The sequence below is a fragment of the Nguyenibacter sp. L1 genome, from assembly GCF_035199985.1.
In the GTDB taxonomy this organism is placed as follows: domain Bacteria; phylum Pseudomonadota; class Alphaproteobacteria; order Acetobacterales; family Acetobacteraceae; genus Gluconacetobacter; species Gluconacetobacter vanlangensis.
Genome location: NZ_CP127015.1, coordinates 4,241,059 through 4,254,296, shown reverse-complemented (window position 1 = coordinate 4,254,296; position 13,238 = coordinate 4,241,059). Strand labels below are relative to the sequence as shown.

Here is a 13,238-nt window from a genome sequence, read left to right as displayed (position 1 = left end):
CAGTTCCATCGGCAAGGGAGTGCCGCATGTCCGACCACGCCCCCATCCGGATCGGCCGGGGCCAGAAGACCCGGGCGGCCCCACACGCGCTGGATGCGCGTTCGACCGGCCTGGCCGGTATCCGGCACGGGCGCGGCGCCACGATATCGCCGCCCGACCGCCATGCCGCACAGCACGGCACGCCTGTCGACGACGGCTGGGGCAGTCTGGCGGAGGCGGATCCGGTGGGGGAAAGCAAGGGGCCGCGCACCGAGCTGTCCTTCGAGACACCGCGCAGCATCATTACCCGCAACACCAGCCCGGATCTGGGCTTCGACCGGTCGATCAACGCCTATCGGGGGTGCGAGCATGGCTGCATCTATTGCTATGCCCGCCCCACCCATGCGTGGGTGGGCCTGTCGCCGGGGCTGGATTTCGAAACCCGGCTGACCTGCAAGCCCGAGGCCGCACGCCTGCTGGAACGCGAACTGCGCCGCCCGGCCTATCAGGTCCGGCCGATCGCGCTGGGCCCCAATACCGACCCGTACCAGCCGGTCGAACGCGACCAGGCCATCACGCGGTCGATCCTGGCCGTGCTCGAACGGTTTTCCCATCCGGTGACGATCGTCACCAAGTCGGCGGGCATCCTGCGCGATATCGACATCCTGCGTGCGCTGGCCGAACGCGACCTGGTGCAGGTCAGCCTGTCGGTCACGACGCTGGACCCGGAACTGGCGCGGCGGATGGAGCCGCGCGCCGCCGCCCCGGCCCGGCGGCTGGAGGCGATGGCCGCCCTGGCGCGGGCCGGCATCCCCACCAGCGTGATGGCCGCACCGATGATCCCCGCCCTGAACGATCACGAGCTGGAAGCGATCCTGAAGGAAGCCGCGGCGGTCGGGGCCTGCAATGCCGCCTATGTGCTGCTGCGCCTGCCGCTGGAGGTCGCGCCGCTGTTCGAGGACTGGCTGCACCGCCATTATCCCGACCGGGCGCAGCATGTGCTGCGCCGGGTGCGCGAGACCCGTGGCGGGGCGCTGTACGATTCGACCTTCGGCCTGCGCGGCCGCGGCCAGGGGGTGCAGGCCGACCTGCTGCGCCAGCGCTTTCTGCGGGCGCGGCGCGCCCTGGGCCTGGAGCGCGGCGTCGCGCTGGATTGCACGCGCTTCGCGCCCCCGCCCGCGCAAGGAGAGGACGCGCAGTTGGCGCTGTTCTGAACGCGGAGCGCCGGGCGCGGGCCCCGGAGCGCCGCGAAAGGCGACCGGCGCGGCATGATTTCCTGTCCCCGACCGCCCGGGGGCGGTTGCATCCTGCGCGATCGCCCGGCATGTTCCCGCCGTCGCCGGCCGCCCGGCGGCACGGGACAGAGGAACAGGGAGCCGGCTCGGCCGGGCGTGAGGAGCACCCCTTTCAGCCATGATGTATTACAGCCGGCTCAAGATGGCCTCGGTCATCGCCGTATGCCTTCTGGGAGTGCTGCTCTGCCTTCCCAACACCCTGCGCCAGCCCGCGCCCGGCGTGCCGTGGCGCCAGATCCATCTGGGGCTGGATCTGCGCGGCGGGTCGTACCTGCTGATGCAGGTCGACATGAACAGCATCACCGCCGACCGGCTGCAGACCCTGGCCGACGGAACGCGGCAGGCGCTGCTGGACAAGGGCCTGGGCTATCGGGACATCACGACGGATGCCAAGGCCGGCACCGTATCCTTCACCCCGCGTGACCCGTCGGAACGCGACGCCGACCTGAAGGCGCTGCGGGCGATGCCGATGGTGGTGCCCGGCGAATTCGCCGTCGACGGCCGCGCCGACGGCGGCATCGTCATCACGCTGTCGCCCGACGCGATGCGCCGGCGCGCGGCCGAGGCCGTGACCCAGTCGATCGAGATCGTCCGCCGCCGGATCGATGCGACCGGTGCCGTCGATCCGCAGATCACCCGCCAGGGCGATGACCGGATCATCGTCGAACTGCCGGGGGTCAGCGACCCCGAGCATGTCAAGAAACTGCTGGGCACCACGGCGAAGATGACGTTCCACATGGTGCAGGACAGTGCCGTCGGGTCGGCCGCGCCGGGTCCGGGCGTCAGCCTGCTGCCGCTGGCGAGCGATCCGAACCAGACGCTGCCGGTCGTGGACCATGTGGATGTCGACGGGTCGGACCTGACCAATGCCGGCGCGGCGATCGACCAGCAGACCGGCGAATGGGCGGTCAATTTCTCGTTCGATTCCGCGGGGGCGCGCGCCTTTGCCGAGACGACGCGGGCCAATATCGGCCGCCGCTTCGCCATCGTGCTGGACAACAAGGTCGTGCAGGCCCCGGTGATTCGCAGCGCCATCACCGGCGGCAATGGGCAGATCACGGGCGGGTTCGACGCGCAGTCGGCCACCGACCTGGCGCTGCTGCTGCGCGCGGGCGCGCTGCCGGCGCCGCTGTCGGTCATCGAGCAGCGGTCGATCGGCCCCTCGCTGGGCGCCGATTCCATCCGTGCCGGCATGATCAGCCTGGCGGTCGGCTTCATGCTGGTGATTCTGTTCATGGCGCTGTTCTATGGCCGGTTCGGCTGGTACGCGAATACCGCTCTGCTGGCCAACCTGGTGCTGATGGTCGCGATCCTCTCGCTGTTCCAGGCGACGCTGACGCTGCCCGGCATGGCCGGCATGCTGCTGACCCTGGGCATGGCGGTGGATGCGAACATCCTGATCAATGAGCGCATCCGCGAGGAAGTGGCCAGGGGCCGCACCGCGCTGGCCGCGATGCAGGCGGGTTTCGAGCGCGCCACCTCCACCATCCTGGACAGCAACGCCACAGCCCTGCTGGCCCATATCATGCTGTTCGTGTTCGGCAGCGGTCCGGTGCAGAACTTCGCCCTGACCATCATGATCGGCATCGTGACGACCCTGTTCACGACGCTGCTGCTGTCGCGGATGCTGATGGTGCGCTGGTATGCGCGCACCCGTCCCTCCATCCTGCCGGTCTGAGGCGCATCGCCATGTTCTCACGTCCCCTTCTGCGCTTCGTGCCCAAGGGCACCCGGATCAATTTCATGCGCGGCCGGTTCGTCGGCCTGGCGACGTCGGCGGTGCTGTCGATCGCATCGGTGATCCTGTTCCTGCATCCCGGCCTGACCCTGGGGCTGGATTTCCGTGGTGGCATCGTGGTCGAAACCCGGACGCACGGCCCCGCCGATTTCGCGCAGATCCGCGCGGCGCTGGCCGCGCAGCATGTCGACGCGGCGGGCGTCCAGTCCTTCGGCGCGTCCGACGACGTGCTGATCCGCCTGGATGCGCCGCCGGCCGACGCCCCCGATCACGAGGCCCGCACCCAGGCCCTGGTGGATTCCGTGCGCCATGCCGTGGCGAGCCTGCCCGGGGCGCAGGTACTGCGCGCCGATGCCGTCGGCGCGTCGGTTTCGGCCGAGCTGTTCCGTAACGGCATGCTGGCGCTGGGCGTCAGCCTGTTGATGATCCTGGCCTATATCTGGTTTCGCTTCGAATGGGAGTTCGCGGTCAGCGCCGTGGTGACCCTGGTGCTGGACCTGACCAAGACGATCGGCTTCCTGGTGCTGACGCATTTCGAATTCGACCTGGTCATGGTCGCGGCGATCCTGACGATCCTGGGCTATTCCACCAACGACAAGGTGGTGGTCTATGACCGGGTGCGCGAAAACCTGCGCAAATACCGCACCATGCCCTTGGCCGAACTGATCGACCTGTCGATCAACGAGACGCTGAGCCGCACCCTGGGCACGTCCTCGACGGTGTTTCTGGCCGCCCTGCCGCTGGCATTGTTCGGGGCCAGCCTGTCGGGCTTCGCCTGGGTGATGCTGTTCGGGATCGTGGTCGGGACCTCGTCCTCGATCTTTATCGCGGCGCCGCTGCTGCTTCTGCTGGGGGAGAAGCGGCTTCGGCGGGACGCCCGTCCGGCGCGCTGACCGGCGGCAGGCAGGCGGCTTTCGATCCGCTGTCGGTCTGGCCGATGCAGGCCAGCATCGATTCGATCGCCTGCCGGACCTGGTGCTGGCCATCGGCGGACGGGTGCAGCATGTTCTCGGCCGCCAGATGGCGGGCATAGAGCGTGTCGGCCACCAGACCCCGGGCCTGGTCGCGCATCAGGCCGCCATCGGCCAGGCGGCCGCTGACCATGCCCTGGGCGATGAAATAGGTATCGATGCTGAGATAGGCCTGCAGCGGCAGGGGCAGTTCCGACATCGGCTGGATCGCCGGCGCGGGCCGCGACGCCTGGCATCCGGCGGCCATGACGCAGCCCGCCAGGCCCAGGAAGCACGCCAGGCCGCGCCCGGACGGCCGGATCGAGGTGCGCGAAGGGCGGCATCGGTTCATCATGGTCGCGATGCTAATGCCCAGCCCCGGCACTCCGCAAGCACGGGCGCATCACGAGTACGCCCGGGACAGGCGCGCGGCGCATGCCACGCGGTCCGGCCCGGGTGCGAGAGGCCGGGACTTAGGGCGCCGCGCCCCTGGTCGCCAGCAGGTCGCGAATTTCCGTCAGCAGGATTTCGCTGCGGGGCGGCGGGGGCGGTTCGGCCGGGGCTTCGGCCGGCTTGGCGGTCAGCTTGCCGACCAGCTTGACCACCCAGAAGATCGCGAAACCGACGATCACGAACTGGATCACCGCGTTCAGGAACAGGCCGACATTGATGGTCACGGCACCGGCCTTCTGCGCGTCGGCCAAGGTTGGCAGATGCGGCCCGCGCAAGGTGACGAAGAAGTTGGTAAAGTCGATACCGCCGATCAGCAGGCCGATAAGGGGCGTGAACACGTCCTTGACCAGGCTGTTGACGATGGCGGTGAAGGCGGCGCCGATGATGATACCGACCGCCAGATCCACGACGTTCCCGCGCATCAGGAACGCCTTGAATTCGGAAACCCATCCCGGAGCGTGGATGGAGGGGGCCTTGCTTGCCATGGTTTCTCCTTTTTGCTCCACCTGACAGAGAGTTAATAGCAATCCGTCCGCCCGCCGGAAAACAGGAAATCCATCCGGGCCGCAACCCTGCCGCACGGCGTGGCGGGATTGCCGCACTGCCTGCCCCCGCCCCCGGCACGGAATCCGGCACAGAACTGGCACGGAATAGGCGTTGATCCTGCGCCGGGGCTCGTCTATACGCCCACCGGATACGCCCCCGGTCGGCATCGGCGGGCCCAACATGAAGGTTTGACGATGAAATCCGGCATTCACCCCGACTACCACGACATCACCGTCATCATGACGGACGGCACCGAATACAAGACCCGCTCGTGCTACGGTACGCCGGGCGCGACCCTGCGCCTGGATATCGACCCGAAATCGCACCCGGCGTGGACGGGCGTGCAGCGCATGCTGGACACCGGGGGCCAGGTGGCGAAGTTCAACAAGAAATTCGGTGGTCTGGGACGCCGCACCAAAGCCTGACCCCGCAGGCGGGCGGCCCGTTCGCACGGGCCGCCCCGGTCAGTTTTTCGCCAGTCAGTCATCCGACAGGCCCCGCCCCCTTGAAACGGGGGGTGGGGCTTCTCACGTCAGGGCTACGGAAACGCCATCCGGGTTTCCGCCAGACAGGCCGCGGTCCGCTCGCCGAGGGACCGATCGGCGGCCTGCTGATACCGGACCTTGCCGTTGAGGAGGTTGACATGACATATGATTTCGCGCCCCTGTTCCGGACGGCCATCGGCTTCGACCGGCTTGCGCGCCTTGTGGACAATGCCGCGCAGAGCCCGGCAGCGTCGTCCTATCCACCCTATAACATCGAACGGCTGGGCGATGACAGCTACGTGCTGACGATGGCGGTAGCCGGGTTCGGCCCGGACGATATCGACCTGACCGTGCAGGACAACATGCTGATCGTGGCCGGACGTGTCGCGGCCGCTTCATCCGCCGGGGAATGGCTGCATCGCGGCATCGCGAACCGTGCGTTCGAGCGGCGCTTCGTTCTGGCCGACCAGATCCTGGTCGAAAGCGCGGACCTGACGAACGGATTGCTGCGCATCGCCGTCAGGCGCGTGGTACCCGAGGCGCTGAAGCCGCGGCGTATCCCGGTCACGTCCAGCGTGGCGCGGGCGACCGTATCGCAGCCGGCGATATCCGAGCCCCCGGCGTCCGAATCCGTGGCGCCAGAGCACCAAGCCTCGGAACACCAGGCCTCAGAACATCAGGCCGAGGCGCCGGCGGCTAATGACGGCGGCGTGCCATCGTCGGGCCACGCCGCGTAACAGGCCCGTCTCGGGCCCATGGGCGATGCCCGTGAACGATATCAGAGGGGTCGGGCCCAGGGTCCGGCCCCTTTTTTCTGCCCGATTTTTACCGCCTGACCGCGCCATCAGCCCTTGACCGCGCCCCCTGGCCGGGCCCATATCCATGCCCAAGTCTTTGCGCGTCCGCAGGCACGCAAATGGCGCCCCGGCAAGGGGTGCCGGAATGGGAGGAGGGCCTGCGTGGCGCCACCCATTGCCGAGCTAGGACCCGTCATAATGAATGCACTGCCCCTGATGCCGAAGGCCACAGCCGTGTGGCTGATCGAGAAGACGGCGCTGACCTTCACCCAGATCGCGGAATTCTGCGGCATGCATCCGCTGGAAGTCCAGGCGATCGCCGATGGCGAAGTCGCGCAGGGTATCGTGGGTTATGACCCCGTCGCCAATCATCAGTTGCGGCAGGAAGACATCGTCCGTTGCGAGGCCGATCCCGAGAAGCGGCTGAAGCTGATGGCGTCCTCCAACCCGATCCATCGCCGCTCGAAGGGCGCGCGCTATACCCCCGTCGCCAAGCGCAATGACCGGCCGGACGCCATCGCCTTCATCCTGCGCAACTTTCCGCAATTGTCGGAACAGCAGATCGTCAAGCTGCTGGGCACCACCAAGGACACCATCGCCAAGGTGCGCGACCGGCAGCATTGGAACAGCGCGAACATCAAGCCGCGTGATCCGGTCATTCTGGGCCTGTGCAGCCAGACTGACCTGAACGCCATGATCCAGGCCGCCAACGAACGCCTGGCCCGCGAAGGCCACGCCGTTCCCGCGCCGCTGGAGATCGACGAAGACGTCGCCTGATCCCCAGTCACCTGATCGCTGGTCACCTGATCGCTGACGGCTTGAAATCCCGCGCGTTTCCGGGCCTGAAATCCTGTGGATTTCAGGCTGGAATTTCAAGCGTGGATGTCAAGCCGGGCGGGACAGGCGTTCGATCTCTTCCTTGATGCGCAGCTTCTCCAGCTTCAGCCGGCGCAGCACGCTGCTGTTGGGGGAAGGCCGCCGGTCTTCATCGTAAATCCGGTCGTCGAGGCGGGCATGACGCAGTCGCAGACTGTGAATCCTGGCTTCGTGGGACATGAGACCTCCGGTGCCTAAAAAGACGATTTGGGCAGACTAAGCCCGACCGTCCGCGGCCGCACATGCTATGTTTGCAGGACTTGGCGAGGTGGTCATGCATCTCGCCATCCGGCGGGGAATCGATAGAATGTCCCGGCGACCACATGCTAGACGGACCCCATGCTGACAGACCGGGACACCATGCTGCGGAAACTGCACGAATTGCGCAGCGAGCACCGCGACCTTGATACCGTCATCAACCGCCTGGCACAGCATCCGATGGACCAGCTCCAGCTTCAGCGCCTGAAGAAACGCAAGCTGCTGCTGAAGGATGAGATCGCCTGGCTGGAGAGCCGCCTGATCCCCGACAGTATCGCCTGATTCGAACCCATTCCGCCGAAAGCCTGCCGTGTGAGCGACATGTCCCCTCCCCCTGAATCCCAGGCTCCATCCGAGCCCGCCTCCGCGGCCCTGGCCGCGCGCGTGGGCATCATCATGGGCAGCCAGTCCGACTGGGAGACCATGCGCCACGCGGCGGCGGTGCTCGAAGGGCTGGATGTCGCGCATGAGGTCCGCATCGTCTCGGCCCATCGCACGCCCGACCGGCTGGCCGACTATGCGCGGGGCGCCGCGGGACGCGGCCTGTCCGTCATCATCGCCGGCGCCGGGGGGGCCGCGCATCTACCCGGCATGTGCGCGGCCTGGACACTGCTGCCGGTTCTGGGCGTACCGGTGGAATCCCATGCGCTGAAGGGCATGGACAGCCTGCTGTCCATCGTCCAGATGCCCGGCGGCGTGCCGGTCGGCACGCTGGCGATCGGCAAGGCCGGGGCGACCAATGCGGCGCTGATGGCGGCATCGATCCTGGCTCTGGGCAATGCGGCCTTGTCCGCCCGGCTGGCCGCATGGCGGGCGGAGCAGACCCGGTCGGTGGCCGAGGCGCCGATCCGATGACCCTGCCCGCCGGTGCCCTGCCCCCCAATTCCGTGCTGGGAATCGTCGGCGGCGGCCAGTTGGGCCGCATGTCGGCAATAGCTGCCGCACGGCTGGGATTCCGTGCCCATATCCTGACCGACGAACCACGGGGGCCAGCCGCCCAGGTGGCCCATGCGGTGACGGTCGGCGCCTATGACGATGCCGATACGTTGCGCCGCTTCGCCGCGGCGGTGGACGTGGTGACGTTCGAGTTCGAAAATATCAGCGCCGACGGGCTGGAATTGCTGGCGGAACTGCGGCCGGTGCGTCCGTCGGGCGATATTCTGCGCATCAGCCAGGACCGGATCGCCGAAAAGCGTTTCTTGACGGACGCGGGGATTCCCGTGGCCCCCTGGGCGGAGATCCATGACGCGGGCGACCTGGATACGGCCATCGGCGTGCTGGGCCTGCCCTTCATCCTGAAGACCACCCGCCTGGGTTATGACGGCAAGGGGCAATGCCGGGTGCAGGCTGCAGACGACGCACGCCCTGCCTTCGCGGCACTCGCCCCGCATCCGCTGGTCGGCGAGGCGATGATCGACTTCGCCTGCGAAATCAGTGTGATGGTCGCACGGGGCCTGGATGGCGGCGCCGTGACGTTCGACGTGACCGAGAACCGCCACCGCGACGGAATCCTGGATCTCAGCCTGGCCCCCGCGCGCGTGCCCGAAGCCGTAGCGGCACAAGCGCGCGCGATCGCGATCCAGGTCGCCGCCGCGCTGGATCTGGTGGGCCTGCTGGGGGTCGAGATGTTCGTGGACCGCGATGGCACGGTGCTGGTGAACGAGATCGCCCCGCGCCCGCATAATTCCGGCCATTGGACGATGGATGCCTGTCCGGTCGACCAGTTCGCGATGCATGTCCGTGCCGTGACCGGCCTGCCCTTGCCGCCCGCGATCCGCCATTCCGACGCGGCGATGAAAAACCTGGTCGGTCCGGACGACATGGCGTTATGGCCCGACATCGTCGCGACCCCGGGCCTGCTGCCGCATCTTTACGGCAAGGACGCGGCCCGCCCCGGCCGCAAGATGGGGCATGTCAATATCCTGTTTCCTCATGGCGCGCTGCCTGGAGAATTCGGCGTGCGAGCCTCGCTCGGCCCCCTCGCCCGCCGATAAGGGCCTCCTGGAGGGTGTTGTGATCAGCGGGCCATTATCGCAATGCGTCGCAACGATAGATGAAAAACCGCGCGACGCTGATTTTCCGCCCCTGCTCGTTCGCCCATGGGAACGGCACGGGGGGCGTCCATGCGGCGCCAGGATCGTCGATCGCCTGGCGCGTCACGATCAGGGCCGAAAGGCCGGGTGACGCCGCGCAGACCATCGCGAGGTCGGCCCGGTGGAGCGGCAGGACGCGTTGGTCCTTGCCGAGGGTGCAATAGGGCGGCAGGTCGAAATCCAGCGTGTGGAGGCGGCTGAGCGTATCGAAACGCTGCCGAAACGCCGCGGCGGTCGCGCGGGAAAAGAGAATTCCGGCCCCTTGCTCACATGAAAAATAGCTGCTGCGCCGCAACACCAGCCAGGGAACGGTGACGTCGCCATCCCAATAGATCGGGCCCTCCGGCGGGAGGAGGCGCGTCAGTGCCGGAGGAGCCTGGCCCTTGTCGATAAAGCGCTGCCAGGGCGTCGATTGATCCCAGTTCATCACGGTCAGCGGCGCCAATATGCCCGCCAGCACGGTCACGCCGATCCGGCTCCGGCGGGACGCCGATTCCCCGCGCAGTTGCCACAGGCCCCAAAGTGCCAGCGTTGCCAGTCCGATACCGTACAACGGACGCCAGAACGGGTCCTGCGTGCGCATGACATAATGGAGGCCAAGCAGCGCGAAGGCGAGACAACAGGCGACGACCAGCCGCGCCAATATGCGGCAAAGGCCGGAAACCGGACGGCAATAATGATGCTCGTAAAGCGATAACAGGCAGGCGAGGATCGCCATGGGGGCCGCGGCAAACCCGGCGGCCGGGGCGAAGCTCGCAAGGATCAGCAGCCCGTATGTGAAGCCCAGCACCGCCGGAACGCCGGTCGGATTCGCCCAGCCTGCCCTGATCACGCGTGCCCAGAGCATGCCGCCGAGCAGATAGACGACAAGATTCAGCAGCCATAGGGCGCGCCATGCCTGGATGTCGATGATCAGCACATTATGCAGCAGGTCCCCGCCCAACGCTGTCAGCGCGATCCCGCCCAGCGCGGCCATGGCGGTCGCAGCCAGAAAACGCCGTTCCCGGCGCTGGGCATAGCGCATCGCGGCAAGCAGGAGCGCGAAGCTGCCGACGAGCGGAAGCCAGTAGGTCGCCCCCCATTCCGTGATGAAGCACTGGGGGTCCAGGGTGCCGGCCGAGGCCAGCCAGGCCCCGTCCATCCGGACCGTCAGCCGGACGAAGGGCTCGACACCCGAAAAGGCCAGGGCGATGACGATCGAAGCCGCGCCCGCCCCCGCCAGCCAGAGAACCGGACGGCGCATGGCGTGATAGAGAAAAAACGCAGCAATCGCCCCAGATGTCATCAATGGATGAATCGCGAGCGACAGGAGCAGAAGCAGGGCGGCCAGACCGTTGCGGCCACGCAGCATCGCCCCCAGGGCAAACAGGCTGACGGCTTCGGCAAACAGGCGGGGGGTCAGGATCGGCTCGCCCGGGCGGACCAACGTTCCGCCGCCGAACTGGATGGCGACCGCAGTCACGATGGCGGGTATCGCGACGGCGCGATCGCGGAACAGGCCCGTCGCAAGCGTGGCCACCCCGCCCAGCCACAACAGGCACCCCAGCAGGCAGAACGCCAGGCTGCCGTACCCGACACCGAATGTGTGCAGAAAAGGACTGTAGAGATAAGAAAAGGCCGAAAACCGGTCCTGCGACCCGTAATGCAGGAACAAATCGTCATTGAATCGCCCGGGCATCATGTGGCTGAGGGCTTGCAGGGTATAGAGCCGCGCATCCCCTATGATCCCGCCATAGGGACGGGCCGCGCCCCATAGGACGAGCACCAGCAGGACGACAAGGCACCCGCGCCACCAGTCGGGCCGGCCGGCGGCGTCGCGATCCGCCGTCACGCCGCTGGGCGGATCGGTCGCATCCGGCATGATCATCCGGCCAATGCGAGTTCGGGCGCCGCGGCGGGCTGGTCCGGCGGCTGGCGCGTTTCCTCGTGATACTCGGCGTCCTGGTTGACTTTCCAGGCGTCATAAAGCACCTGTCCGGCCAGGATGTTGCGTGCCACCAATATCGCCGTCATCATCGCATGGTCCTGGTTGTTGTAGCGATGCATGCCGTTGCGACCGACCAGATGCAGGCCGGGGCATGCCGCGTCCAGGGCGGTGCGGATTGCCGAAACGCGTGCCTGGTATCCGTCGTCATAGATCGGATAGGCCTTGGGCTGGCGCACCACCGCTCCGTCCAGGATATCCTCGGGCCGGGCCAGTCCCAGCCGCACCAGCTCGTCGGTCGCGAGGGCGACCAGATCGGCATCCGGCATGTGCCACAACGAATCATGCTCGAAACAGAAATATTCCAGCCCGTAGCAGGCATGGCCGGGCAGCGGCACCATATCGGGCGACCAGGATTTGAAATTCTGGATACGCCCCACCTGGACATCCGGATCGTGAATATAAATCCAGTTATCGTCGAACAGACCCTCATTCTTCAGGATCAGGGCGACGACCAGGAAATCACGATAACGCAGCTCCCCTGCCGCGGCCAGGACCGATGGCGGTAAAGGCGGGGTCACGATCGGCGCCAGATCGCGCATGGGCATGCTGGAAATGACATGATCGCAAACGAAATCATGATTCCGCCCCTGCTGATCGCATGCGGTGACGCGCCAGCGCCCGCCATCCAGCCGCTCCAGCGCACAGACGCGCCGCCCCATCAGCACCTGGCCGCCCATCGCCTCGACCTTGCGCGCCGCCGCCTCCCACAGCATTCCGGGGCCGCGGCGGGGATAACGGAACCGGCCGATCAGGGTCTTGATCACCTGCCCGCGCGGCCGGCGCGACGATTGGGGCCGCAGCGCGTGCCAGATCGCCTTGCCCAGCGACAGGCCCTTGATGCGCTGGGCCGCCCAATCGGCGGATATGTCGCGGCAGGCCATGCCCCAGACCTTTTCCGTATAGGTCCGGAAGAAGATTTCGAACAGGCGCCGCCCGAACTGGTTGGTGACCCATTCCTCGAAATTGCGCGGCGATGGGTTCGGCCGCAGCCGCGCCCGAAGATAGGACGCGACACAGCGCACCGCCTCGACGACGCCCAGCTTGGACAGCGCGTCCGCCGCCCGCAAGGGATAATCGAACAGAGCCCTCTTGTAGTAGATACGCGATTTTCTGGGACGCTCCAGAAATCCTTCATCCAGGATTTCATCCCAGAGCGCCTCGATCTCGTCGGACTTCGAGAAGAAACGATGGCCGCCGATGTCGAAGGCGAACCCCTTATAGGTCTCGGTCCGGGAGATCCCTCCCACATAATGGGGGTCCTGCTCCAGAACGGTCACGCGGATCCCGCCCCTGCCGAGCACGTAACCGGCGGTCAACCCCGCCGGACCGGCACCGATGCAGACGACTGACAGGGGGTCATTCATTCCTGTTTTCCTTGATCAGGCAGAATCACGATGCGATCGGGTAGCAGGCCGATGCATGCAAGGTCACGGCGGACAGCGGCGGCGGCAGGTTAGCCCAATATTGCGATTGCAGCACGACCGTGACGAATTGCCCCGACGCCGTCGTCAGCCCGTTGCACTGATTGGCGTTGGCCGTGACGGTGACGCCGGAAAGCACATTCGGCAGGCCCCAGTCGGCGGCCTCGGCAGCCGCGAAACCGTCCGGATCGGCGGCGCAGGTCGCAAGCGCGACGCAGCGCGCCGTAAGCGCGGCCGTTACCTGCAGCGTATTGCGCGTCCAGCAGAGCAGGCCGATTTCGATCGTACCGACCAGCAGCGTGATGAAAATCGACCCGACGATCGCGAATTCGACGATCGCCACTCCGCGTCCATCACGCG

At 67.0% G+C, this 13,238-nt stretch carries 15 protein-coding genes; 9 read left to right on the top strand and 6 right to left on the bottom strand.

The window, feature by feature from the left end:
• Positions 1-26 precede the first annotated feature (26 nt).
• The 3 genes from QN315_RS19350 to secF all read left to right on the top strand — a co-directional run bounded on the left by QN315_RS19350 (position 27) and on the right by secF (position 3,905).
• A complete protein-coding gene (locus QN315_RS19350; RefSeq protein ID WP_323990966.1) occupies positions 27-1,193 on the top strand; it encodes a PA0069 family radical SAM protein in 1,167 nt (388 codons plus the stop codon).
• Positions 1,194-1,392: 199 nt separating this feature from the next.
• Positions 1,393-2,952 carry a protein translocase subunit SecD gene (secD, locus tag QN315_RS19345; protein WP_323990965.1) on the top strand — a complete coding sequence of 520 codons (1,560 nt, stop codon included), beginning with the start codon at positions 1,393-1,395 and terminating at the stop codon, positions 2,950-2,952.
• Positions 2,953-2,963: 11 nt separating this feature from the next.
• Positions 2,964-3,905, top strand: a complete 942-nt coding sequence (gene secF / locus QN315_RS19340) for a protein translocase subunit SecF (protein WP_176640778.1) — start codon at positions 2,964-2,966, stop codon at positions 3,903-3,905.
• On the opposite strand, the gene QN315_RS19335 is transcribed toward secF, so the two are convergent.
• Complete coding sequence (locus tag QN315_RS19335; RefSeq protein WP_323990964.1) at positions 3,835-4,317, bottom strand: hypothetical protein; 483 nt, start codon at positions 4,315-4,317, stop codon at positions 3,835-3,837. The genes secF and QN315_RS19335 overlap by 71 nt on opposite strands.
• Positions 4,318-4,435: 118 nt before the next feature.
• Positions 4,436-4,900 carry a large-conductance mechanosensitive channel protein MscL gene (mscL, locus tag QN315_RS19330; RefSeq protein WP_176640561.1) on the bottom strand — a complete coding sequence of 155 codons (465 nt, stop codon included), beginning with the start codon at positions 4,898-4,900 and terminating at the stop codon, positions 4,436-4,438.
• A gap of 255 nt (positions 4,901-5,155) precedes the next feature.
• On the opposite strand from mscL, the gene rpmE reads away from it, so the two are divergent.
• The 3 genes from rpmE (at position 5,156) to QN315_RS19315 (ending at position 7,020) form a co-directional block, all read left to right on the top strand.
• Positions 5,156-5,386: a 50S ribosomal protein L31 gene (rpmE, locus tag QN315_RS19325; protein ID WP_176640562.1), complete on the top strand. Its 231-nt coding sequence runs from the start codon at positions 5,156-5,158 to the stop codon at positions 5,384-5,386.
• A 218-nt stretch (positions 5,387-5,604) separates the two neighbouring features.
• Positions 5,605-6,183, top strand: coding sequence for an Hsp20 family protein (locus QN315_RS19320; protein WP_323990963.1), 579 nt, complete (start codon positions 5,605-5,607; stop codon positions 6,181-6,183).
• A gap of 258 nt (positions 6,184-6,441) precedes the next feature.
• Entirely contained in the window at positions 6,442-7,020 is a 579-nt protein-coding gene (locus QN315_RS19315; protein ID WP_176640564.1) for a DUF1013 domain-containing protein, read from the top strand.
• Between the two features lie 108 nt (positions 7,021-7,128).
• On the opposite strand, the gene QN315_RS19310 is transcribed toward QN315_RS19315, so the two are convergent.
• On the bottom strand, positions 7,129-7,299 hold the full coding sequence (locus QN315_RS19310) for a YdcH family protein (protein ID WP_176640565.1): 171 nt from the start codon (positions 7,297-7,299) through the stop codon (positions 7,129-7,131).
• Between the two features lie 159 nt (positions 7,300-7,458).
• Between QN315_RS19310 and QN315_RS19305 the strand changes: the two genes are divergently transcribed.
• From QN315_RS19305 to QN315_RS19295, 3 genes are read left to right on the top strand one after another with little or no spacing between them, the layout of a single operon-like run.
• Positions 7,459-7,659, top strand: a complete 201-nt coding sequence (locus tag QN315_RS19305; protein WP_176640566.1) for a YdcH family protein — start codon at positions 7,459-7,461, stop codon at positions 7,657-7,659.
• Positions 7,660-7,698: 39 nt separating this feature from the next.
• Positions 7,699-8,232, top strand: a complete 534-nt coding sequence (purE, locus tag QN315_RS19300) for a 5-(carboxyamino)imidazole ribonucleotide mutase (protein ID WP_323990962.1) — start codon at positions 7,699-7,701, stop codon at positions 8,230-8,232.
• Positions 8,229-9,371: a 5-(carboxyamino)imidazole ribonucleotide synthase gene (locus QN315_RS19295; protein WP_323990961.1), complete on the top strand. Its 1,143-nt coding sequence runs from the start codon at positions 8,229-8,231 to the stop codon at positions 9,369-9,371. Before purE ends, QN315_RS19295 begins: the two co-directional genes overlap by 4 nt.
• Positions 9,372-9,405: 34 nt before the next feature.
• Here the strand turns inward: QN315_RS19295 and QN315_RS19290 are convergent, their stop codons facing one another.
• The 3 genes from QN315_RS19290 to QN315_RS19280 are packed head-to-tail and all read right to left on the bottom strand — an operon-like array spanning position 9,406 to position 13,221.
• On the bottom strand, positions 9,406-11,331 hold the full coding sequence (locus QN315_RS19290) for a hypothetical protein (protein ID WP_323990959.1): 1,926 nt from the start codon (positions 11,329-11,331) through the stop codon (positions 9,406-9,408).
• A 2-nt stretch (positions 11,332-11,333) separates the two neighbouring features.
• The gene (locus tag QN315_RS19285; RefSeq protein WP_323990957.1) at positions 11,334-12,821 is read right to left on the bottom strand and encodes an NAD(P)/FAD-dependent oxidoreductase; all 1,488 of its coding nucleotides are present in this window, start codon (positions 12,819-12,821) and stop codon (positions 11,334-11,336) included.
• Positions 12,822-12,846: 25 nt separating this feature from the next.
• Positions 12,847-13,221 (bottom strand): TadE family protein, encoded by a 375-nt coding sequence (locus QN315_RS19280; RefSeq protein ID WP_323990955.1) that lies wholly within the window; start codon positions 13,219-13,221, stop codon positions 12,847-12,849.
• Positions 13,222-13,238 lie beyond the last annotated feature (17 nt).